General features: G+C 59.2%; 20 protein-coding genes. 8 read left to right on the top strand and 12 right to left on the bottom strand.

All coding sequences use genetic code 11. The annotated features are described in order from the left end of the window. Positions 1 to 195: 195 nt before the first annotated feature. The 5 genes from HMPREF1206_RS10965 to HMPREF1206_RS05685 form a co-directional block, all read right to left on the bottom strand. Positions 196 to 363, bottom strand: coding sequence for a DUF3117 domain-containing protein (locus tag HMPREF1206_RS10965; RefSeq protein ID WP_005509573.1), 168 nt, complete (start codon positions 361 to 363; stop codon positions 196 to 198). A 223-nt stretch (positions 364 to 586) separates the two neighbouring features. Next, positions 587 to 1,399 carry a dihydropteroate synthase gene (gene folP, locus HMPREF1206_RS05700; RefSeq protein ID WP_042389233.1) on the bottom strand — a complete coding sequence of 271 codons (813 nt, stop codon included), beginning with the start codon at positions 1,397 to 1,399 and terminating at the stop codon, positions 587 to 589. Between the two features lie 45 nt (positions 1,400 to 1,444). Further along, positions 1,445 to 2,272 (bottom strand): TIGR00730 family Rossman fold protein, encoded by an 828-nt coding sequence (locus HMPREF1206_RS05695; protein ID WP_016422400.1) that lies wholly within the window; start codon positions 2,270 to 2,272, stop codon positions 1,445 to 1,447. Between the two features lie 69 nt (positions 2,273 to 2,341). Next, positions 2,342 to 3,478, bottom strand: a complete 1,137-nt coding sequence (dapE, locus tag HMPREF1206_RS05690; RefSeq protein WP_016422399.1) for a succinyl-diaminopimelate desuccinylase — start codon at positions 3,476 to 3,478, stop codon at positions 2,342 to 2,344. A 5-nt stretch (positions 3,479 to 3,483) separates the two neighbouring features. Next, positions 3,484 to 4,374 carry a hypothetical protein gene (locus tag HMPREF1206_RS05685; RefSeq protein WP_224784005.1) on the bottom strand — a complete coding sequence of 297 codons (891 nt, stop codon included), beginning with the start codon at positions 4,372 to 4,374 and terminating at the stop codon, positions 3,484 to 3,486. A gap of 83 nt (positions 4,375 to 4,457) precedes the next feature. Here HMPREF1206_RS05685 and HMPREF1206_RS05680 point away from each other — a divergent pair, with 83 nt between their 5' ends. The 3 genes from HMPREF1206_RS05680 to dapD all read left to right on the top strand — a co-directional run bounded on the left by HMPREF1206_RS05680 (position 4,458) and on the right by dapD (position 8,066). Continuing rightward, positions 4,458 to 5,450, top strand: a complete 993-nt coding sequence (locus tag HMPREF1206_RS05680; RefSeq protein WP_016422397.1) for a hypothetical protein — start codon at positions 4,458 to 4,460, stop codon at positions 5,448 to 5,450. A gap of 124 nt (positions 5,451 to 5,574) precedes the next feature. After that, positions 5,575 to 6,978 carry an amino acid permease gene (locus HMPREF1206_RS05675; RefSeq protein WP_172620259.1) on the top strand — a complete coding sequence of 468 codons (1,404 nt, stop codon included), beginning with the start codon at positions 5,575 to 5,577 and terminating at the stop codon, positions 6,976 to 6,978. Positions 6,979 to 7,094: 116 nt separating this feature from the next. Then, positions 7,095 to 8,066, top strand: a complete 972-nt coding sequence (dapD, locus tag HMPREF1206_RS05670; RefSeq protein WP_016422395.1) for a 2,3,4,5-tetrahydropyridine-2,6-dicarboxylate N-succinyltransferase — start codon at positions 7,095 to 7,097, stop codon at positions 8,064 to 8,066. Here the strand turns inward: dapD and HMPREF1206_RS05665 are convergent. The 7 genes from HMPREF1206_RS05665 to typA all read right to left on the bottom strand — a co-directional run bounded on the left by HMPREF1206_RS05665 (position 8,059) and on the right by typA (position 16,453). Continuing rightward, entirely contained in the window at positions 8,059 to 9,003 is a 945-nt protein-coding gene (locus tag HMPREF1206_RS05665) for a pseudouridine synthase (RefSeq protein WP_016422394.1), read from the bottom strand. The genes dapD and HMPREF1206_RS05665 overlap by 8 nt on opposite strands. A gap of 90 nt (positions 9,004 to 9,093) precedes the next feature. Then, complete coding sequence (dapC, locus tag HMPREF1206_RS05660) at positions 9,094 to 10,221, bottom strand: succinyldiaminopimelate transaminase (protein WP_016422393.1); 1,128 nt, start codon at positions 10,219 to 10,221, stop codon at positions 9,094 to 9,096. A 53-nt stretch (positions 10,222 to 10,274) separates the two neighbouring features. Next, a complete protein-coding gene (fdxA, locus tag HMPREF1206_RS05655) occupies positions 10,275 to 10,598 on the bottom strand; it encodes a ferredoxin (RefSeq protein ID WP_005509435.1) in 324 nt (107 codons plus the stop codon). A 232-nt stretch (positions 10,599 to 10,830) separates the two neighbouring features. Beyond that, positions 10,831 to 11,352 carry a hypothetical protein gene (locus tag HMPREF1206_RS05650; protein ID WP_016422392.1) on the bottom strand — a complete coding sequence of 174 codons (522 nt, stop codon included), beginning with the start codon at positions 11,350 to 11,352 and terminating at the stop codon, positions 10,831 to 10,833. After that, entirely contained in the window at positions 11,345 to 12,298 is a 954-nt protein-coding gene (gene mshB, locus HMPREF1206_RS05645) for an N-acetyl-1-D-myo-inositol-2-amino-2-deoxy-alpha-D-glucopyranoside deacetylase (protein ID WP_016422391.1), read from the bottom strand. Before mshB ends, HMPREF1206_RS05650 begins: the two co-directional genes overlap by 8 nt. 8 nt (positions 12,299 to 12,306) lie before the next feature. Beyond that, complete coding sequence (locus HMPREF1206_RS05640; protein WP_042389230.1) at positions 12,307 to 14,457, bottom strand: ABC transporter family substrate-binding protein; 2,151 nt, start codon at positions 14,455 to 14,457, stop codon at positions 12,307 to 12,309. An 82-nt stretch (positions 14,458 to 14,539) separates the two neighbouring features. Then, positions 14,540 to 16,453: a translational GTPase TypA gene (gene typA / locus HMPREF1206_RS05635; protein WP_016422389.1), complete on the bottom strand. Its 1,914-nt coding sequence runs from the start codon at positions 16,451 to 16,453 to the stop codon at positions 14,540 to 14,542. A 636-nt stretch (positions 16,454 to 17,089) separates the two neighbouring features. Here typA and HMPREF1206_RS05630 point away from each other — a divergent pair. The 5 genes from HMPREF1206_RS05630 (at position 17,090) to HMPREF1206_RS05610 (ending at position 21,085) form a co-directional block, all read left to right on the top strand. After that, complete coding sequence (locus HMPREF1206_RS05630; RefSeq protein WP_016422388.1) at positions 17,090 to 17,782, top strand: hypothetical protein; 693 nt, start codon at positions 17,090 to 17,092, stop codon at positions 17,780 to 17,782. A 96-nt stretch (positions 17,783 to 17,878) separates the two neighbouring features. After that, the gene (locus HMPREF1206_RS05625) at positions 17,879 to 18,523 is read left to right on the top strand and encodes a DUF402 domain-containing protein (RefSeq protein WP_016422387.1); all 645 of its coding nucleotides are present in this window, start codon (positions 17,879 to 17,881) and stop codon (positions 18,521 to 18,523) included. Positions 18,524 to 18,553: 30 nt separating this feature from the next. Further along, entirely contained in the window at positions 18,554 to 19,165 is a 612-nt protein-coding gene (locus tag HMPREF1206_RS05620) for a suppressor of fused domain protein (RefSeq protein ID WP_016422386.1), read from the top strand. A gap of 107 nt (positions 19,166 to 19,272) precedes the next feature. After that, positions 19,273 to 19,770 carry a hypothetical protein gene (locus HMPREF1206_RS05615; RefSeq protein WP_016422385.1) on the top strand — a complete coding sequence of 166 codons (498 nt, stop codon included), beginning with the start codon at positions 19,273 to 19,275 and terminating at the stop codon, positions 19,768 to 19,770. An 82-nt stretch (positions 19,771 to 19,852) separates the two neighbouring features. Continuing rightward, positions 19,853 to 21,085, top strand: a complete 1,233-nt coding sequence (locus HMPREF1206_RS05610; protein ID WP_042388568.1) for an amidohydrolase — start codon at positions 19,853 to 19,855, stop codon at positions 21,083 to 21,085. Positions 21,086 to 21,390: the final 305 nt, after the last annotated feature.

The following is a 21,390-nucleotide window of genomic DNA, read 5'->3' as shown; positions in this document are numbered from 1 at the left end:
AAACTGGATTGAAAGTGTCATAAACTCGCACAGTTTCACATTTGCAGCCCGTACTTTTTGTTCATAAACCCTCATTCGAGCCGTTATCACCTGAAGAAGAAAAGGCGACCTACACCACCTGTGTAGGTCGCCGCTGGGTCAAAACCGGACAGGCCCGGCCACTACCCGGCCTCTACCCGATACCCCACTACTCTGCTACTCCACTACTGCCACGAGCTCTGCGCCGAGCTCCTTGGCTTCCTCCGGGGACAGTTCCACCACCAGGCGCCCACCACCATCTGCGGGGACGCGCATTACAATCTTCTTGCCCTCTTTAACTGCCTCCAGCGGACCATCACCGGTACGCGGCTTCATTGCTGCCATGTGAACTCCTTCGTTCTAAGACAATGTCGATGCAGGAGACGACCAGCCACCCCAGCTCGGCTGTGGTAGCCAGGAGATTGACAATCCCGGTTCAAGACCTCGGTCTAAGACCCCGGCTCAAGATCCCGGTTTAGAATCCCTGTCGGCATTTTCGACTACTTCTCTTCATCATAGTCCTTTGTTTCACGCAGCGGCATGGGTGAAGCGCCTCAAACTACGCCCCTTACACCAGCCCACGCACCGGATGCAGTGGCGCAAAATCACCGGAAATAGCCAGAGTCATACGGCAAACATCAAGAGTTTCGGACACCTGATGCGAACGGAACACCGCAACACCGGCAGCTGCCGCATGGGCGGTCGCAGCCAAGGTGCCGGGCACACGCTGCTCGACCGGGCGGTCCAAAGTCTCACCGACGAAGTCCTTATTCGACAGCGCCATGAGCACCGGCCAGCCTGTAGCCACGAGCTCATTGCAGCGCCGCAGAAGCTCGAGGCCGTGGTAGGTGTTCTTGCCAAAGTCGTGGGTGGGATCGATGAGGATGCGGTCCTCCGGCACGCCAGCGTCCACTGCCCTCTGGGCGAGCTTGCCGGTTTCTGAGATGACATCGTCCACGACGTCGTCGTAACGCACGCGAACCGGATTGGTGCGTGGCAGTGCTCCACCGGTGTGCGAGCAGACGTAACCCATCCCGTGGGCGCCAGCGACTTCCAGCAGCTCCGGGTCATGGCCTGCCCAAGTGTCGTTGATGAGGTTGGCGCCAGCTTTGATGGCGGCTTCCCCGACTTCGGCGCGCCAGGTGTCGACGCTTATGTGCAGGTCAGGATAGCGCTCGCGAACCTTCGCGATGGTCGGCACCACGCGCTCAATTTCCTCAGCAACAGTTACTTCCGCACCGATACCGGCCTTGACGCCGCCGATGTCAACAATGCCCGCGCCTACCGCAACAACTTCGTCGACGCGAGCAAGCGCGGCCTCCTCCGCAGCCGTTGCGCCACGGTCATAGAAGGAATCCGGGGTGCGATTGACGATGGCCATCACCGTCGGCACCGCGGAGTCCTGATAAAAACTCTGCACAGCGTCTTACCTCTCGCTGAAGCGACGGACTCGGCGGAGCTTTTCGGGAACGTCAGAGGTTGGCTCACACTCTTCCATCAATTTTTCGTGCGCGGCCTCGATGTACTCGACTGCTTCTTCAATGGAGTCGGTGACCAGAAAAAGGTCCATATCTGTCGGAGAAATCAGCTCCATGGCCACCAGTTTCTCGCGCATCCAATCAACCAGCCCCGACCAGAACTCAGTGCCCAGCAGCACGATTGGGTAATTTTCCACCTTCTCGGTCTGCACCATCACCAGTGACTCAAAGAGTTCATCGAGCGTGCCGAATCCACCCGGCAGACAAATAAACGCCTGCGAGTACTTCAGGAACATGGTCTTGCGCACGAAGAAGTAGCGGAAGTTCATGCCCAGGTCGACCCAGTCATTCAAGTGCTGCTCGTGCGGCAGCTCAATGCCCAGCCCAATGGACAGGCCGTCGGCGTCGTAGCAGCCGCGGTTGGCGGCTTCCATGATGCCCGGGCCGCCGCCAGTGATGGTCGCGTAACCCGCCTCCGCCAGCGCCTTGCCCAGGTCGAAGCCCCACTGGTAGTACGGGCTGTCCTCTGGCAAACGTGCCGAACCATACACCGTCACCGCCGGCGGAATCTCCGCCAACGCACCAAAGCCGTCAACGAACTCCGACTGAATGCGTAGCACACGCCAGGTGTCGTTGTGCAGCCAGTCCGTGTTCGGATTGTGTGACAACAGCCTGCGGTCGGTCGTAGACGCCTGCGGTTCGCCCGCCTGTCGAATCGCGATTGGGCCGCGGAGTGCACGGCGCTTAGCTGGGGACGGAGTACGTACAGGTTTCATAACCTCACAATGTATGCCAGCAATGACATACGCGCACCCGCTCAGCGAGGGCAGGGTGTGACTCTAGGCTCACTCAGCCACCGGCGCGGTGGTCAAGTACCGCCGCAGGTCCTCCCACAGTGCCGTAATGCACTCGACCGGAATCTGCTCGTCCTTCTTGTGGCAGTACGCCGGGTCACCCGGGCCAAAGTTCACCGCAGGAATGCCGAGCGCCGAAAAACGCGCCACATCGGTCCACCCAAACTTGGGCTTTACGACGTCGCCTGCGACTGCAACCAACTCCTTCGCAGCAGCCGCATGCAGTCCCGGCAGTGCCCCAGGGCTCGCATCCTCGACATCGACGGTGAGATCCTCGGCCGCAAACTCGTCGAGTCCCAGCACCTCGCGGAAGTGTGCCATGGCCTCATCGGCGCTGCGGTTGGGCGCGAATCGGAAGTTGACTCGCAGCACCGCCTCGTCGGGAAGCGTGTTGGTGGCAACCCCGGCCTCCAGCCAGACGACGTTGAGCCCTTCGCGGTAGGCCAAACCGTCGATATCCACAGTCTGCGGTTCATAGGCGGCAATGCGTGACAGCACCGGTGCTAACTTGTGCACGGCGTTGTCGCCTAGCCATGCCCTGGCCGAGTGTGCACGTGTGCCGTGCGCGGTCAGACGCAGGCGAATAGAGCCCTGGCAGCCGGCTTCGATGACATTGCCGCTGGGCTCGCCCAGCAAAGCGACATCGCCAGCCAGGAGCTCCGGATGCGACTCACTCAAGTGCCGCAACCCGTTGAACTCCGCGGCGATTTCTTCGCATTCGTACATGATGAGCGTCAGATCGCGCTGCAACTCCTGGCTTGCCGCCAGCGTCGCAAAAGCATGCAGGTAGACCGCGTCACCGCTTTTCATATCCACAGTTCCACACCCAAACAGTGTGTCTCGCCCCTGCGCGTCTACCCCACGCGTCGAGGGCACATTGTCCGCAGTTGGCACCGTATCCAGGTGCCCTGCCAAAATCACGCGCTGCGGTAACCCCCGATGGGTCCGCGCAATCACGTTGTTGTCAATGCGCAGGACCTCAATCGACTCATCTGCCTGCGCGACCTCACGCAATGCCGCCTCGACGGCATCCGCAATCGCGGTCTCATTGTGGGACACCGATTCGATGTCCACCAGTGCCGCCGTGAGGTCTACAGGATCTTGGAGCAGATTTAACTTCGATTTCACATCAATTAAGCGTACAAACCATTGTGCGCCAGCGAAACCAGAATTTTGTGATGAATATGCGCCGCACGACCATTGATCGCATCTCCATTGGCGGGCGCGCCACCGCCGAGGAACAGCGCCAGCTCATGCGGTTCGGCGGAGGTCACACCAATTCTCCCCTCCGCCGGGCGCTTGAGCCCATCAGCCACCTCAAAGACCAGGGTTTTCGCTCCTTCCGGGAGAGTTTGGGCAATGATTGCCTCCGGAGTTTCGCTTGCCGACGACCCCAGCGCCCGCTCCTCCCCCGCAGAATCGGTCGCCTCTCCGTTGCCACGTTCTTCCTCGACAACGCCCGCGCCGGGACCATAGACCACAGCCACACGGGAGCCATAGACCGCAATTACCGGACGCAGCTCATTCGTGCTGACAATAACCGTAGAACCGGCCAGCGGCTTACAGACGGCCGCGACAATCTTGGCCGTTGCATGTGGCAGCTGCACTGGGGTGGGATCGATGTCTCGTCGATAAGCAGGACGAAGCGTTTCGGCGACATCGCCCAGCTCATCGCGCTCCCACATCGGCAGGGCATCGATGCGTGCCTGCTGATCGCGGTTCTTGCGCTCCAGCAGAAGACGGGCGATCATGCCACCGCCGAGCCCCACTGCGATGGCAACTGCGATAACCAGCACAAGACGGTTCGGCGCGATGAGCGCAACCACTGCGGCAATAGCCACACCGACTGCGCCAATTGGCATTGCTCGCGGCGGCAAAACGAAACCAAAGAAGCTGGCTACGGCGAGAATCCAAGCACTCAGCAGTGCGAATCCGACATAGAAGACCACCGGCAGGGCCAGGACGAAGCCGAGTCCGAGCACACTAACAGCAATGATGAGGCTAACTAAGAACCACTGCTTCATTTTCTGTGTGCTTTCAAGGCCAGCTAGGGGCATAGTTCATCCTTCCGCGAAGATTCCTCTAAGGGATACTAATATTAAGAATCATGATTACATCTGGTGCTGTCGCTACGGGAATCGCCAACATCGCAATGGACGGTACAGTTCTCGATACTTGGTTTCCCGCACCTCAGTTAAGCGATGAGGTCGTAGAGTCGAGCACTCACCGGCTCGGCGCCGCTGATTTGACCCCACAGCTGCTTCGTCAGGTGATTTTGGACGAGGATCGCCGCGTGGAGCAGGTGGCAGTGCGCACGTCCATTGAGGATTTGTCCAAGCCGGCTGTCGACCCGCACGATGCCTACCTGCGCCTGCATCTGCTCTCCCACCGCCTGGTCAAGCCGCATCAGCTCAACACCAAGGGGCTCTACGAGCTGCTCCATGTCGTGGCGTGGACCAACAAGGGGCCATGTCTGCCGGACAACTTCGAGCAACTGCGTACCCACTTGCGCGTCCGCGGTCTGATTCACGTCTACGCCATCGACCGTATGCCGCGCATGGTCGATTATGTGCTGCCCGCCGGTGTGCGCATTGCAGAGGCCGAGCGCGTGCGGTTGGGCGCTTACTTGGCACCGGGTACGTCCGTACTGCGCGAGGGATTTGTCTCGCTGAATTCGGGCACTCTGGGCCCATGCAAGATTGAGGGACGTCTATCCTCCGGTGTCGTCATTGGCGCGCACACAAAGGTGGGACTGTCGGCCTCCATCATTGCCGCTCATGACGATTCCGGTCAGCGTAAGCCGCTCACGGTTGGCGAGCGCTGCCACATCGATATCGCGGCCGGCACCGTCGGCGTCAGCCTCGGTAATGACTGCATTATTGACCGAAGCATCCTCATTGCCCCCGATACGCCCATCGATGTCCCCGCGGAGAACCGCCGTATTCAGGCATGGGAAATTTCGGGCCGCGACAACATGCACTTCTACCATCACCCGGACCACTCGGCGGTGTGCGTCCGCCGCACGGAACGCCCGGGCAATGACGAAGGTGCCGCTGCTTTCACTCAGCTTGCCGACGTGCCGGATGAGCTGGCCGGATAACCTACTTTCGGTGCTCTTGAAGACACATTAATTGGCCCCGAAACGGTGAATGGGGGTAAACCCGTAATACGGTTATTGCCCCTGTTATCAGCGAGGTAATGTTTGCGACATGACCGAATCGCAAATTACCTCCACCTCCGGCGAGACAGCTCAGCTGGGCAAGGGGCTGCAGGTTCGACACCTGACCATGATGGGTCTTGGCTCCGCAATCGGTGCCGGTCTTTTCCTTGGTACGGGCGTCGGCATTAAGGCAGCTGGCCCGGGTGTTCTAGTTTCCTATGTCATCGCTGGCTTCATTGTCGTCCTCGTCATGCAGATGCTCGGCGAGATGGCCGCTGCCCGCCCGACACCGGGTAGCTTCTCCACCTATGCCGAGATGGCCTTTGGTTCCTCGGCTGGCTTTGTCCTCGGCTGGCTCTACTGGTTCATGCTCATCATGGTGCTCGGTGCTGAGATCACCGGCGCCGGTGCCATCATGGGTGCGTGGTTCGGTATTCCGGGCTGGATTCCAGGCCTGATCTGTGTTGTCTTCTTCGCTGTAGTGAATTTGGCGAATGTGCGCGGTTTCGGCGAGTTCGAGTTCTGGTTCGCGTTCATCAAGGTCGCGGTGATTATCGCGTTCCTGGTCATTGGCGTTCTTCTTTTCTTCGGTCTGCTGCCAGGCACCAGCTTCGTCGGTACGACGCATATTGCCGAGTCCGGATTCCTCCCGAATGGAGTGTCCGGCATTGCCGCTGGTCTGTTGGCTGTGGCCTTCGCCTTCGGCGGTATCGAGATTGTCACAATCGCCGCTGCTGAGGCTGAAGATCCGCAACGCTCCATCGCTGCTGCTGTCCGCTCGGTGATCTTCCGCATCTCTGTGTTCTACCTGGGCTGCGTGACCGTCATCATCCTGCTGTTGCCGTACTCCCAGATTGACGGCGCTGACTCCGCAGCTGAGTCGCCGTTCACCCAGGTTCTGAAGCAGGCAAACATTCCGGGTGCCGTTGGCTTCATGGAGGCCATTATCGTTCTGGCGCTGCTGTCCGCGTTCAACGCTCAGATTTACGCAACCTCTCGCCTGGTCTACTCGATGTCCACCCGCGGTGAGGCACCGCGCTTCTTCGCCCACACCAATGAGGGCGCAGTTCCGAACCGTGCGGTCATCATGTCGATGGTCTTCGCCTTCGTCTCCGTTGGCCTGCAGGTTGTCTTCGACGGCTCGAGTGTCCTGGTCTTCCTGCTGAACGCTGTCGGCGGCTGCTTGCTGGTGATCTGGCTGGTCATCGCCCTGTCCGAGATTAAGCTGCGCCCGCAGATGGAGGCGAACAACGAGCTTTCCGTTCGCATGTGGGCCTACCCGGCACTGTCCTGGGTAGCGGTCATCCTGATCCTGGGCCTCGCTGTTGGCATGCTCACCGATTCTGGTGCTCGCCAGCAGGTTATCGCCGTTGTGTGTGTCACTGCGTTCCTCGCGGTGCTCGCTGCACTGACTAAGAAGAGCCGCACCGCGGCCCGCGAGGCTCTCGAGTCCAGCGATAGCAACTAGCCGTTAGCAACTGACTGCAGGGCCTAACCACCCTGCTACCCCTATCCGAACATTTCCTTGCTACACATTTGCGGAACACTTTTCATAGATAGGGATATGCCGGTAGCCTGTTTTCCATGAAATTTGGAGCACAAGCTACCGGCATTGCCACTTTTAACAACGATACTGTTCTCGACGTCTGGTTCCCCGCCCCCAAGCTCATCGAGGAGGGCACAGCAACCTCCACCACGACCGGAACCATCGACGCCGACGCACTGCCCGAAGATTTCACCTACCTCGCAGATCTGGCCGTAGCCGATGCGGACCGCGGCACCACCCGCCGTCTGGTCACAGCTACCATCGCTTCACTCGATGACGCACCAGTCGACACCATCGATGCCTACCTGCGCCTCCATCTGCTGTCCCACCGCCTGGCCACCCCCAACAGCATCAACCTGGACGGCATCTTCGGCAAGCTCAACAATGTGGTGTGGACGAATTTTGGCCCCTGTGCTGTCGAAGGCTTCGAGGTAACCCGAGCCAAGCTGTCACGCCGCGGGCCTGTCACCGTCTACTCCATCGATAAATTCCCCCGCATGGTCGACTACGTCACTCCCACCGGAGTTCGCATCGGTGACGCTGACCGCGTGCGCCTTGGAGCCCATCTCGCAGAGGGCACCACAGTCATGCACGAGGGCTTCGTCAACTTCAACGCAGGCACGCTTGGACACTCCATGGTGGAAGGCCGTATCTCTCAGGGGGTCGTCGTCGACGACGGCTCCGATATCGGCGGTGGTGCGTCCATCATGGGCACACTATCCGGTGGAGGTAAGGAAGTTGTGTCCGTCGGCAAGCGATGCCTACTCGGTGCGAACGCTGGACTCGGAATCTCGCTCGGCGATGACTGCGTACTCGAAGCCGGGCTCTACATCACTGCCGGCACCAAGTGCCACGTTGCCCTGGACGGCGTGAAGAAGACGCTCAAGGCCCGCGAGCTCTCGGGCGGATCGAATATGCTCTTCCGCCGCAACTCGCTCTCTGGTGCAGTCGAGGTTGTGCCGTGGGCTGCCGAAAAGGTGAAGCTCAGCGCGGAGCTGCACGCTAACTAAGGGTGCTCGGCGCGTCTGCCGGGGCCGCGATATTCCGCGCGCTCCGGTAGGTACGTCGCTCACCAGTGACGGGGTCGACAAAGGCCAGCGCGGTTGCCGTCAATCGCAGCTGCGGCGTGTACTTTGGCGCGCTGCCCGCGCTTGCCGACGGCCCCTGCGCCCCCGCTTTCCGGCCATAGGTGTCCTCACCGAGAATGGGATAGCCTAGCCAGTCCATCGTCGCCCGCAGCTGATGCGTGCGGCCCGTATGGGGCTGTAGCCGCCAGCGCCCCACCTGCATGCGACTCCCGCAATGCCCACAACCACAGCCGACTGCGTGCAGCGGAATGCTGGTGCTGGTCGCACCACCGCCATGGCTGTTCGCCAGCACATCGCCGATGTCCGCGGCTACTCGGCCGAGGAAGGTCACGGTTGTGCGTGCGAGCTTGAACTTGGGATTCTTCGCGGCAGCGCGAGCGAAATCGTCGGTCTCCACGACTTTTACTCCGCGCCCCGCCGGGTTGGGATCGAGCAGAAGCGTGACATCCCTGGTTTCCCCCACATGCCAATCATCGGGCATCACGGTGAGGCATTCGTATTCTTTGGTGATTTCCTGGTTTTGGAAAAGCTGCTGGTAGCGCGCACGGGTAGCCGGATTCCGGGAAAGCAACAGCAGCCCACTGGTCAGAAAATCCAGGCGGTGAACGGCCACTATCTCCGGTTCCTCGAGACTACGTCGCAGTCGCTCCTGCACGGTATTGGCCACGATGCGGCCGTTGGGAGTCGCCGGCAGAAAAGGTGGCTTGTCTACGACCAGAAACTCATCGGTGTCGGCCACAATTGCCGGCTCAAAGGGGATGTACTCCTCGCACTCGTGAGCGGCGGCATCGACTTGCGCAGTCTTACGGTTCTTCTCGAGGCCCCACCACGCATCTCGGTTGCCTGCGGCACGTCCCACGGCACACTCCCTTTTTTATGATTTGGTCTATGCCGATGTCGGCACCGTTTGCAGCATTCGGCCTGCTAGAGCCAGCACATCTGGCCGGGGCTAGCCGCGAATACGCGCCGCCGCCACTTCGATGTCGCTGAGCGTCGCTGTGAGCCCCACCCGTACGTGCTGCGCACCCTTGGGCCCGTAGAAGCTACCCGGTGCGACCAGGATGCCGCGTTCAGCCAGCCAATCGACCGTCTGCCAGCAGTCTTCCCCGCGAGTAGCCCACAGATAGAGCCCGCCCTCGGAGTCATCGATACGAAAACCTGCGGCTACCAGTGCATCATGCAGAATCTCACGGCGGTCACTGTAGCGCTGCTTTTGTTCAGCCTCGTGGGAGTCGTCGTTAAGCGCGGCGATCGTGGCGTGCTGGATGGGTCCCGGCATCATCAGCCCCATGTGACGGCGCACGGAAACCAGCTCGGCGATGAGGTCCGCGTCGCCAGCGAACCAGCCGGTGCGGTACGACGCCATGTTCGACGTCTTGGACAGCGAGTGAATAGCCAGCAGGTTGGTGAAATCACCGTCGCACACTCGCGGGTCGAGAATACTGACTGGCTGTTCAGTCCAACCGAGCCCCAGGTAGCACTCGTCAGAGGCGACAATGACTTCCCGAGCACGCGCCCACTCAACCACCTTGCGCAGGTGTTCAACACCGAGGACCTTGCCGTTGGGGTTGCCCGGGGAATTGATGAACATCAGCGTCGGCGAGGCGGGGCCGATTTGCGTCAGCGAGTCCGCACGCAGCAGCTCAGCGCCTGCGATGCGAACGCCGACCTCGTAGGTGGGATATGCCAGCTCGGGGATGACGACGGTATGCCCCGCGCCTACGCCGAGGAGGAAGGGAAGCCAGCCAATCGCTTCCTTGGTGCCGATGACCGGAAGCACATTGCCGCCATTGACCGCTGACTCCAGTCCCGTCACGCCGTAGCGCCGCGCCATCGCTGCAACAATCGCCGCGCGTAGCTCAGGCGTGCCGACGGTCTGTGGGTAACCCGGTGCGGCAGCACCTTCGGTAAGGCCCTTCCGGATTATCGGAGCGACTTCATCGACTGGTGTGCCGACCGAGAGATTCACCATGCCCTCTTCATGCGCAGCCGCAGTGGCTTTCGCCTGCGTGAGAGAATCCCACGGAAACTGAGGTAAAAGAGAACCGGGAGTTACGCGCTTGCGGGCAGCTGACATGGGCGGTGATGAAGTCCTTCCCGGGAAAGAAATAGCTTTAGTCCTCTGTGGTTTTAGTCTTCTGCCTGCGGCGGCAGAGCTGCCACGAATGGCACATCGAAGTCCTGGGGGCCGAGCTTGGCGGCACCGCCCGGGGAACCCAGCTCATCGAACCAGTCGACATTGGCATCGATGAATTCAACCCACTCATCCGGAACATCGTCCTCGTAGAAGATGGCCTCGACTGGGCAGACCGGTTCACAAGCGCCGCAGTCCACGCACTCATCAGGGTGAATGTAAAGCATGCGCTTGCCCTCGTAAATGCAGTCAACCGGGCACTCTTCAACACAGGCACGGTCGAGGACGTCAACACATGGCTGGGCAATGATGTAAGTCATGGTTTTAGGTTTAAGAACCTTTCTCACAAGATATGGGATGAGGCTTTCGCTATCTGTCGATTATGCCGTTCCGACGAGAAACAGAGCAAAATAGACAGAGCGGTATATTCAGATTGGAGTCTACACCCAACGTGGGTGTTGTTTTCAACTGGCTCCAGAAAGAGCCACATTGATGCGGGCCTGCCCTGTATCAATTCCTCACCGTCTCCTGCAGTATCCGCTGCGGTTTTCGCTAGAGTGCCCGCAGATGGCGCAGTGGCCAGGCACCGCCCAGCACACCGCAAACAAGCAGCAGCACTGTTCGCAACCACTGCCCCATTGCCAAGTCCCCACCGAAGGGCAGCACTGCCCACAGCAGAATGCCTGCAAAGCCCAGCACCCAGATGACAGTCGGAATTGCAGCTTTGGAGCGATCGCGTGTCCACAGCAACGCTGTGTTGGTGATAATCAGATTGGCAATATAGGCCAGCGGAATGGTCCACGGCAACGGAATAGCAACCGAGCCGATGGTAATCCACGCTCCGAGGAAAACTACTTCAATCACCAACGCTGCCAACGCAGCCAGCGACAGCCAGACTAGCGCTACTGTGACCTCCCCCTGATGGAAGTTCTCGCGTGGCTGCGAACGTTCCGGGTCACCCCAATAGCGCTCATCCCCGAATGTGCGCTTTTCAATACTCAAGCGCTCGTTCTTCAACTTTCCGCCAGCAGCGTTAATCAAGTCTTCGCTTTCGTGAGGCTGAGGGTTACTCATCGTCCGCACTCCCCTCCGCTTCCAGATCCACGCTCGGTACAGAGTCGACGCTCGCTACCGGCTCTGGCAGTAATTGGATATTCACCAGCTCCCCCAGCTCTTCCAGGGACGCAGCGGTCGCCGTACCAAAACGGTATGCCTCAGTCGGTGTCACCGGCTGACACAGCAAATTGGAAAACGCCCAGACGGCTCGCGCACGACCAGAGCCGTCGGTCTGCCCATAGACAGCATCAGGATTGACCTCGCTAACGGAACCATCGGCGAACCACACTTGTGTCGCATGCGCGCGCATGGCCTCAACCTTGGCAGCCACAGCGGCATCATCCAGCTGAACCTCGAAACGGCCGGTCACGGTAGCGAAGTCGTCGACATCGCATGCCTGCCAGCTCTCCGGCACCACGGTAATGGCATCCAGCCCCGCCACCATTGCCTCACGATCGGTGACCGCCCACAGCGTCGGAAAGCGATTTCCGCACGCCGCGACAGTGATATCGTGTGCGCGAATGTGGTCCGGGTGCCCATAGCCACCATCGGCATCGTAGGTAATGACCAGGTCTGGCTGCAGCTCATCGAGGATGGTGCGAAGCTGGGCGACCGCCTCATCACCTGAGTTCATGAACGCACGGGGATGCTCATTGCCCTTGTCCCCTGCCATACCGGAATCACGCCAACGCCCGGCACCACCGAGGAAACGTGGCGCATTGTCTGGGCCATTGGCCCCCAGCGCACGCAGCGCCGAGCGCAACTCGGCGACGCGGAAACCGCCCAACTGGTCAGCTTCATCAGCAACTAGCCCCTGGTACGGCGCGCCGATGACCTCTCCCAGCTCGCCCATCGTGCAGGTCACTACGCTTACCGACGCTCCGGAGCGCGCGGCAGCCGCAATCAAACCACCTGTCCAAATGGACTCGTCATCTGGATGTGCGTGAACAAAAAGTAACTTCACGGGCTTTCTTACTTCCCCTTGTTCTCCTGGTCGGCGTTATCGCGGACTTCTTGGTTCTGACCCGAACCGTCCTGCTCAGTATCTTCGCGTGGACTATCTCCGGGTTGAGAATTCTCCGACGATTCTCGAGTCCCGCTTTGCGTCGCGACTCGGCGAACCTCGCCCAGAACACCGAGGCGGCCCAACACTGGGTCATCAGTCCACTGGGAAGAGTCCTTCCGCCCGGTAATTGTAATTTCCGGGCTGACGACCGTCAGCAGGCCGTCTTTCACCAAAGTCAGCTCGATACTGTGGCCAGCAATGATATCGGCGAGTTCAGCGGGCAACGCAGAACTGTCGGGAGCGAGCAGCTCATCAACCTGCGGGTCACAAAGGCCGGAGAGATTCTCGCTCCGAGCAGCCGATTTCGGAGCGACAGGTACTCCATTTAGGTCAGCTGGCTCCGCTGAGGTAGAAGATTTGGACCGTTCAGACGGTGTTGTCCCGTCCAGCGAGCTCTCCTCTTCAGCACTCTTTTCCCGATCTCCACTTGGCGCGGGCTTTGTCGAACTGTCAACGCCCTCAGACTCAGACTCGGATTCTGACTCAGACTCGGTAGCCGACTCTGCGTCTACTTCATCCAGGTCCTTCGGCGGTAGCGAACTGATCGAGCCTTCCGTACACGCATAGCGTTCCCGGGCCGCCTGGACGGAATTGGGCTGCTCTGCCCATGCCACCACGGCATCGACGGTTCCGTAGGGCAACGAAGACCGCAGCATGTCCGCCGGAGAATACGAAACAACGGTGGCGGGGATACCAGCTGCAGTCAACTGGTCAGCGACCGCAAAAGCCGCAGCGCGTGCCGCTATACCGTCGCTAATGATGCCGATTCGTAGCGGATTGTCCTCGGTAAATCCGGCCTGAGGTGCCTCGGATTTCTCCTGTTCACCACCGTCACCAGAACCACCCGCGATTCGGCGTCCGGTGGCCACCTCTGAGACCTGTGCAACGTTGATGGTGCGCAGAATAGCCCGGCGGACGGACTCGTCGGCAAGCCTGCTCGACGCGAGGTTGGTACTGAAAACCAGTTCCCGGTTGGGCTCATGGAAGAACTCAGCAACACCGGGGACCAGACCGTACGTCAGCTCAGAGGTCTCCGTCGGACGGACCTGCACGGCCTGGATCTGCCTCGACCGCAGTTGCTCCGCACCATCGATGGCACTACGCATGGCACGCAGCGTAATAACCTCCGAGGCTGCTGGCTGCTCACCCCAGTAGCGGTCATTTCGAACCAGTCGAATGATGTTGCGGCCGACATCCATCGACTCGACGGTGTACTGCCCACCGGAGGCCGGGAAACGGCTGGCCAGCCCCTCGGAAAAACCATCAGTGTTCGACCGCATCAAATGCGCTGGCAAGAGATGTGCAAACAGGCGCTGCCAATGCGTAATCGGCTGAGTGAACGTCACATCAATCTGACGACCTCCGTCGGAGACATCAATGGATTTAATCAGCTCATAAGTCGCCGTATCCAGCGATCCTGGCGTGGACGTGACTTGGGAAAATAGGTAGCGGAAGTCCTCGCCACTGATTGGCGTACCATCGCTCCACTGCGCCCCTTTTCGAATGCGGTAGCGGACATGCTCTGCCACTACCGTCGGATCCGTGATGTCAACATCGGCCGCTTTCCCGTTTCCAGCTCCGTTTCTGGCGTCACCGTCTTTGCTGTCATCACTCTCGATGACCTGCACGGAATCCAGCAAGTCGGAGTTGAGCAGCCACTGGGGAGCTCCTGCCGAGCGAGCATTGGCAGCGTTATCCACCACTCCGGGAGCTTGCGCGGAGGCACTAGCGTCACCAGCCTCGCCCTCTACCGGCGCAGGGGTGAAAACACTAGGCAGTGTCAGTCGCGCTACCAGGCTGGTCACCGGGGAGACGTCGGCAAGCAAATGCGGATTGAAGCCTTCGACAAACTCGTCGACACCGACCGTGACTTCACGCATCTTTTTGGCCTGGTCAGCGGTGTCTTCCTGTTGCACCGGCGCTTCCTGCTGCCCGGGCACAGTCGGAGCGTCCGACGGGCGAGCCATGCACGAAGACGCCAAAGCCGCCGTCACGCAGAGTGTCGATGCTACGAAAAATCGACGAGAAGCTGCGTGACGACGGCTGCGAATAAACATATCCACGAGATTACTCGACACCTGGCCGAGTCAGTTACCCCGAGACTGGTTTTCAGGTGGCCCAGTCCCCTAGCAACCCGAATTACTTCTTATTCATGGCCTTCGCGCGGGAACGAGCGCGAGCGCGATCGGTGGCGCTGAGGATCTGCTTGCGTACGCGAATGCCCTCCGGGGTGACCTCAACACACTCGTCAGCGCCACAGAACTCCATAGCCTCATCGAGGGAAAGCTTGTGCGCCTTCTCCAGAGTCACGGTCGCATCAGCCGAGGCTGCGCGCATATTGGTCAGCTTCTTTTCCTTGGTGATGTTGATGTCCATGTCCTCATCACGCGGATTCTGGCCAACGACCATGCCCTCGTAAGCCTGGTCACCCGGCTCGACGAAGAAGGTACCGCGGTCAGAAAGCTGGATTAGCGCGTAAGCGGTGATCTGGCCAGTACGGTCAGCGACCAACGATCCCGTCGGACGGTCCTTAATCTCGCCTGCCCACTCGCCGTAACCGGCCGAGTAGTGATTGGCGATACCGGTGCCCTTGGTCTCCGTCATGAAAGTAGTGCGGAAGCCAATCAGACCGCGGGACGGAATGAGGAACTCCATGCGCACCCAACCGGTGCCCTGGTTACCCATCTGCTCCATGCGCCCCTTACGAGCCGCCATCAGCTGAGTGACAGCGCCCAGGTGCTCTTCAGGAACATCGATGGTCAGGTGCTCGTACGGCTCCTGAACCTTGCCGTCGACGGTCTTGGTAACAACCTGCGGCTTACCGACGGTCAGCTCAAAGCCCTCACGACGCATAGTTTCAACCAGAACGGACAGCGCCATTTCACCACGGCCCTGCACCTCCCAGGCATCCGGGCGCTCGGTCGGCAGCACGCGCAGTGAGACGTTACCAATCAGCTCCTGGTCCAGGCGGGCCTTGACCATACGAGCGGTCAGCTTATCGCCACCACCCTGGCCTGCCAGTGGCGAGGTGTTCACGCCGATCGTCATAGAAATAGCCGGCTCATCGACCAGGATGCGCGGCAGCGGGTCCGGATGCTCGGCATCACAGAGAGAGTCACCGATCATGACCTCGTCGATACCGGAGATAGCGGCGATGTCACCTGCAATGGCCTCTTCAGCAGGAACGCGGGTCACGCCGACGGTACGCAGCAGCTCCGCGACCTTCGCGTTCTTGACATGCTCATTGCCCTCGGAGTCGTAGTGAATCCACGAGATCTGCTGTCCCTTGCGGATACGGCCCTTGTGAATACGAATCAGACCAATTCGACCGAGGAAGGAGCTGGAGTCCAGGTTGGTAACCTGCGCCTGCAGCGGGGCATCAATCTCAGCGGACGGCTCCGGGAGCACCTCGGTGATGACGTCGAACAGCGGCTGCAGGTTCTCGGACTCCGGCAGGTTGCCGTTACCCGGGTTCTCGGTCGAAGCCTTACCGGCACGACCAGAGGCATAGAGTACCGGCAGCTCAAGGTTACGCTCAGCGACCTCAGCAGCTTCCGGGTCTTCCAGGGTGGAGGCTAGCTCGAGCAGCAGATCCTGTGCTTCCTCGACAACCTCGTCGATACGTGCATCTGGCCGGTCAGTCTTATTGACCACAATGATCACCGGCATGCAGGCAGCAAGCGCCTTGCCCAGGACGAAGCGGGTCTGCGGCAGCGGACCTTCAGAGGAGTCGATCAACAGCACGACACCGTCAACCATGGACAGTGCGCGCTCCACCTCGCCACCAAAGTCGGCGTGACCAGGGGTGTCAATGACGTTGATGATGAGGTCTTCGCCGTTCTTGCCCTCACCTTTTCGGCGAATAGCGGTGTTCTTCGCCAAGATGGTGATGCCCTTTTCCTTTTCAAGGTCACCAGAGTCCATCACTCGGTCTGCAACTTCTTCGTGGTCGCTGAAAACGCCGGACTGCTCCAGCATGGCGTTCACGAGAGTGGTCTTGCCATGGTCGACGTGTGCGACAATGGCGACATTACGGAACTCGGTATCGCTCACAGGCGGATAGCTCCTAACAAGCTAAGAGGACTAAAAGAAAAAAGATACGGCCTTGCTCTAAAGAACTGTCTTTACGACTGCCTTTAACGCCCCGCATCAACGCGTCATAAAGCGTTCTACAGTGTACTCCTTCTTAATGGCCCTGCACATCTGGCAGAGATTCTCACAACCCCGAGCACCTATCCGTCATGCAAAGTGGCACTGCCGCGCCACCCTTAGGGATAAATTACCCCCTTACTGCACCCCCGCTTTACCGACAGTCATAACGGCATATCCGCCAACACCACAACGCTTCACGACGGCAATCTCTCAGCCCGCCATGTGACACATGTGACCAAATGCCATAGTTGTAACCCCACGGGATGAGACTTGACTTCACCCACTTACACGCTGCGAAACACCATTAACCCCATGCGTACGCATTGCGCCTCAATATTCACAATCATCTCGTTCTACACCAAAAATCACTCTAATTAACTTGCGACACGCGGGAATCCGTGCGTTAATCTCCTGAGAAGATTCTGAACATTTCTTTTTCAAATCTTTCCAATTCACGTTGGAGTCGTTCTAAGATGAGCAACGATTCCGAAAATTTGATTCCGACTCCAATAGCCCACGAATGAGAGGTTCTTCACCGTGGTTTCGACTGGACGCTCCTTCCTGCGCCGTGCCGCAGCGACCTTGGGTGCAGCTGCAATTCTCACTGCGGGCATGACTCCCGCCGCTTCTGCTTCCCCGTCGCTGGACTCCCTGAACATCGCTTCGCCGAATCTCTACGGCAACGCGCGCGACATCATTAACTCCCCAGGCGTTCCTGAGGAAATTTCCAGCGCACTGAACAAGGGAATTGACTTCCTGACTGGTGAGGGCGAGGGCGAGCCAGGCTTCAAGGTTCCGGAAGGTGCCCCGAAGACCAACCAGTTCCTGCTGCCTACTGTTGCCGACAAGTGCATCGGCGGCGAAGGTCGTTCCTTCGGCCTGGCCACTACCGTTCCAGGCCCGGCTGACCTGCCGCTGCCTGGCGTTCCGGAGAACCAGCTTGGCTTCATTTTCACTGGCCTGGGCACCAAGCAGCTGGCTAAGCAGCAGGACACTGAGATGAATGTCTACTGGGTCAACGTTGCTAACGGCAAGTACGGCAAGACCACCCTGGAGAACAACGGCATCAACGCCGAGGAGGGCCCGGGCGCTGTCAACGGCACCGCTGACACGGGCAAGGGCGTGGTCATCGCTGTCATGCAGGGCGGTATCACCACTCAGGAAGAGCCTGGTCCGACCAACTGCAGCTACACCCCGACCGCCGGTGTCTTCCCGGTCGGCCTGAACTAAGTTTTTCTAGTTCTCCCCTAGCCCTTTTTGCATCACGTATGCAGAAAGGGCTTTTCTATGCCCAAAAAGGCAACCCCTACACGTTAAGGTATTCGCATGTCCACTTCACCGGCCACTTCGGCTTCGACCGCGGCAGCTCCTGCACTCTCCCCAATTCGCTCGAGTCAGGACACACATCCTCCGAAAGTCGAGACCTTTGACCTACGTGAAATGGTCAACACCGACCCCAAGGGCTTTCGGCGCAATGTCGATGAGTTCCGATCTCTCACACCCAGCCGCCTTTATATGCGCCGTGGGATGGATCATCCAAAGTTTGGATATCTTGAGTCATTCCTGCTTGCCGACGAAGGGTTGCGCATCAGCATTTATCACTTCCGCCCGGGCGTGAAGGTGGAACACCAACGCTACGTCGATATTGTCAGCATCGACCGAACTGATCCGCAGTGCTGGCGTATGACCGATTTGTATCTCGACATTCTGCAGGCACCGACCGACCCTGAGGCCATAGCTCCCCTACCCGTCGATGCGGCCACACAGATTCGAGTTGAAGATGTCGACGAGCTCGTCGCGGCCCACACTCAAGGGCTGATTAGCGATGAACTCACCGAATTCGCTATCGAGACCACGCTGACTGCACGCGCCGCAATCGCTGCACACGGTGACAACATTGATGCGTGGATGCAGACTTTGAACCTCGATGCGACGTGGGCTGATGCTGTTGAGCTTTCGCCTGCGGCCTAGAACGACCACCTCAACAAAGGAGTACCGCCCGTGTTCGATAACTTAACCGGCCCCATTCCTCCCGCCGGCCCTGATAGCAATTCGATTATCAAAGCAGTCCGAGCAGCATTTTCCTCCTACTTTGAAGAGTCCAACCCCGGCGAAGCTCAGCTGACCTTTCTTGGCTCTGCGCCGCTGAAGATGCTGCGCTTCGGCCCTGACACAGACCGGATTGTCACCTACGCAACACTCGGTTGCAGTGCCGAAGCGATGCAAGATCCGTCCGCAATGGTGGTGGACACCAACTCTGGCCCGCGTGCCGAACTCGTCTTGCCTATTCGTGGTGGACTGGACGAAGTCATCCGCCCGCTGGGTATTCTTGCCGCTTCGCCAAGCATCGAAGGCCTCATCCTCACCGAGGGGGCACTTATCGACTTCGGCCAGCCACTGTGGGATCAGTCGCGCTTCACCGGTTTTGTGCTGTTCAAGGCAGAAATCCCGCCGGTCGCGGTGGAGGAAACCGAAGTCACAATCTTCCAGCCGGTCCCCGCCACGACCAATGAATTTGCCCTTGCTCGCGCTAAGGGCGTTGACGAACTGCGTCGCGTGTGGGAAACCCAAGGTGTCGACTTCACCGACCCGCACCGCACCAGCGCTGTATAGAAGTTAGCTTTTGTAGTGGTTGCCGGTTATCTGCTCGTCGGCAAGCGATAAGTGCAACCTAGCAGTGACGTTTCGCGCCGCGACAGCGTGGTTTAGAGTGTGGAGTTATGGCAGTCAATTCGGCTAAAGACGTTCCTTTCCATGCAGCGCAGTCCTTTCGGTGGTGGCGGCTGGCGGTATATGTTTACGTCCCAGCGCTAATCCTCACCGTGGTCAGTTCCCTATTGAAATGGGACGCGACTGTTACGGAAGCGGCAAAGGCCAACAACATCGAGATTTCTGCTGCTCAGACCAGCTTGGCCGTGAGCTTCGCGTTCGCGATTATCGCGCAGACGGCAACGGCGATTGCGTGCTGGTGGCTTGCCGGCAAACTCCTTGAAGGATCGACTGCAGCGCGCACGGTGCTGTCCGTGGCGGCGGCAGTTTTTGTCATTAATGCATCAATGACTCTGGTCGGAACGATTTCCCAGATACGCTCCGGAGACTCGTCGGTGCTCGGTTTGATTACAGCTGGCCTGCTGATCGTTGCCTCTATCATCGCCGCAACTGCAACCGCCCAGTCCTACCGCGGCGAGCGAAACCAGAAGTTCTTTGTGACGACGTAGGCAGCTCTTAGAGATTTGGGGCGGGGCGGGGATGCCTTCCAGGGCCTCCACCATCCGCTTTAGGTCGGCGTACATTTTAGGTATGCCCACTAATACTGAGAGCGCCAGAAACATTTTGAATGGTCTCGCGTCCACCCAATCCCAGCGCGAGGAACTGTACAAATATTTCCACCAGCACCCTGAGCTTTCCATGCAGGAGCACAGCACTGCAGACCGGATTATTCAGGAGCTCGAAGCTTCAGGTATTTCCACACATCGCATCGGAGACACCGGCATCGTTGCCATTATTGAGAACGGTGCCGGGCCGATTGTAGCTATGCGCGCAGACATTGATGCGCTACCGGTGAAGGAGACTTCCGGCAAAGACTACGCCTCCACAGCAACGCAGATTGATGAAAAGACCGGCACAGAGGTCCCCGTCGCCCACGCTTGTGGGCACGACTTCCACCTGATGTCTTTGCTCACAGCGCTGCAGGCTTTCAACGAAAACCTTGATCAGTGGTCTGGCACATTCATCGGTATCTTCCAACCCGCTGAAGAAACCGCCGAAGGTGCACGCGCAATGCTGGCGGCAGATCTGGAGAAGGCTATTCCGCGTCCCCATGTTTATCTCGGTCAACACGTACTAGCTAGCTTGCCCGGCGGCTATGTGGGCACTCGCCGCGGGCCAGTTCTCTCCTCTGCATTCTCGGTCAAAGTCACTGTGTACGGTAATGGCTCCCATGGATCCATGCCGGAGCTCAGTGTCGATCCCGTTGTCTTGGCATCCACCATTGTGATGCGTCTTCAGACGATTGTCTCGCGTGAGGTAGCAGCCACCGAGACCGCAGTGGTGACCGTTGGCGCGATTCAGGCGGGAACTAAGTCCAACATCATCCCTGACTCCGCAGAGCTGCTCATCAACACTCGTGCCTACAACAGCGCAGTGACCGAACACCTCAAAGAGGCAATCGAGCGCATTGTACGAGCAGAATGCGTTGCTGCCCGCAGCCCTCAAGACCCGGAGTTCACTTACTACGACCGCTATCCCCTCACGAATAATGACGGGGATGCCACGAATACTGTGCGTGAGGCATTCGACGCGTACTTCGGTGAAGAAGTCTCCGACTTGGACGCAGTGCCCGCCTCTGAAGATTTCTCAATCATCCCCGATGCGCTTGGAGTGCCATATACATACTGGGGGCTCGGCGGCTTCGCGGATGAGAGCAGCGCCGTTGGCAACCATAACCCAGCTTTCGCCCCGGACCTCCAACCCACTCTTGACCGGGGCGCAGAAGCAATCGTTGTAGCTGCCTGTGCTTGGTTGGCGAAATGAGGGTGTGATTAGCGAGGCTGATGCGTGCGGCTGCTGGCGAGCTGGTGGATGGTGTAGTGCCGGACTCGTGCGGGGCTCGTGCGGGACTCGTGCGGGGCTCGTGCGGGACGGCCGAAAACCGGGGGTTAAGAGAAAAGTAGACCCCGGCGCACGCCGATTGGACACGCTTCTTGCTACTTAACGCAAAATTTACGGGCTGCAAATGTGAAACTGTGTGAGTTTATGACACTTTGAAGCCGTTTTTCGGGCCATTTCTGTCATAAACGCAGTCAGTAACTCGCATTGGCTCGCGGTCGCCAGTCATA

It is taken from the genome of Corynebacterium sp. HFH0082 (assembly GCF_000411235.1).
GTDB classification, from domain to species: Bacteria; Actinomycetota; Actinomycetes; order Mycobacteriales; family Mycobacteriaceae; genus Corynebacterium; species Corynebacterium jeikeium_D.
Note: the sequence above shows the minus strand (reverse complement) of the source record. Positions and strands in the feature narration are given on the sequence as shown.

Coding starts and splice junctions, on each gene's coding strand:
- dapD (WP_016422395.1), top strand. CDS start 7,095: ATGAAATTTGGAGCACAAGCTACCGGCATTGCCACTTTTAACAACGAT.
- HMPREF1206_RS05680 (WP_016422397.1), top strand. CDS start 4,458: ATGATTACATCTGGTGCTGTCGCTACGGGAATCGCCAACATCGCAATG.
- HMPREF1206_RS05640 (WP_042389230.1), bottom strand. CDS start 14,457: ATGTTTATTCGCAGCCGTCGTCACGCAGCTTCTCGTCGATTTTTCGTA.
- HMPREF1206_RS05650 (WP_016422392.1), bottom strand. CDS start 11,352: ATGAGTAACCCTCAGCCTCACGAAAGCGAAGACTTGATTAACGCTGCT.
- dapC (WP_016422393.1), bottom strand. CDS start 10,221: ATGTCAGCTGCCCGCAAGCGCGTAACTCCCGGTTCTCTTTTACCTCAG.
- HMPREF1206_RS05615 (WP_016422385.1), top strand. CDS start 19,273: ATGGCAGTCAATTCGGCTAAAGACGTTCCTTTCCATGCAGCGCAGTCC.
- HMPREF1206_RS05685 (WP_224784005.1), bottom strand. CDS start 4,374: ATGAAGCAGTGGTTCTTAGTTAGCCTCATCATTGCTGTTAGTGTGCTC.
- HMPREF1206_RS05695 (WP_016422400.1), bottom strand. CDS start 2,272: ATGAAACCTGTACGTACTCCGTCCCCAGCTAAGCGCCGTGCACTCCGC.
- HMPREF1206_RS05610 (WP_042388568.1), top strand. CDS start 19,853: ATGCCCACTAATACTGAGAGCGCCAGAAACATTTTGAATGGTCTCGCG.
- HMPREF1206_RS10965 (WP_005509573.1), bottom strand. CDS start 363: ATGGCAGCAATGAAGCCGCGTACCGGTGATGGTCCGCTGGAGGCAGTT.
- fdxA (WP_005509435.1), bottom strand. CDS start 10,598: ATGACTTACATCATTGCCCAGCCATGTGTTGACGTCCTCGACCGTGCC.
- HMPREF1206_RS05625 (WP_016422387.1), top strand. CDS start 17,879: ATGTCCACTTCACCGGCCACTTCGGCTTCGACCGCGGCAGCTCCTGCA.
- folP (WP_042389233.1), bottom strand. CDS start 1,399: ATGGCCATCGTCAATCGCACCCCGGATTCCTTCTATGACCGTGGCGCA.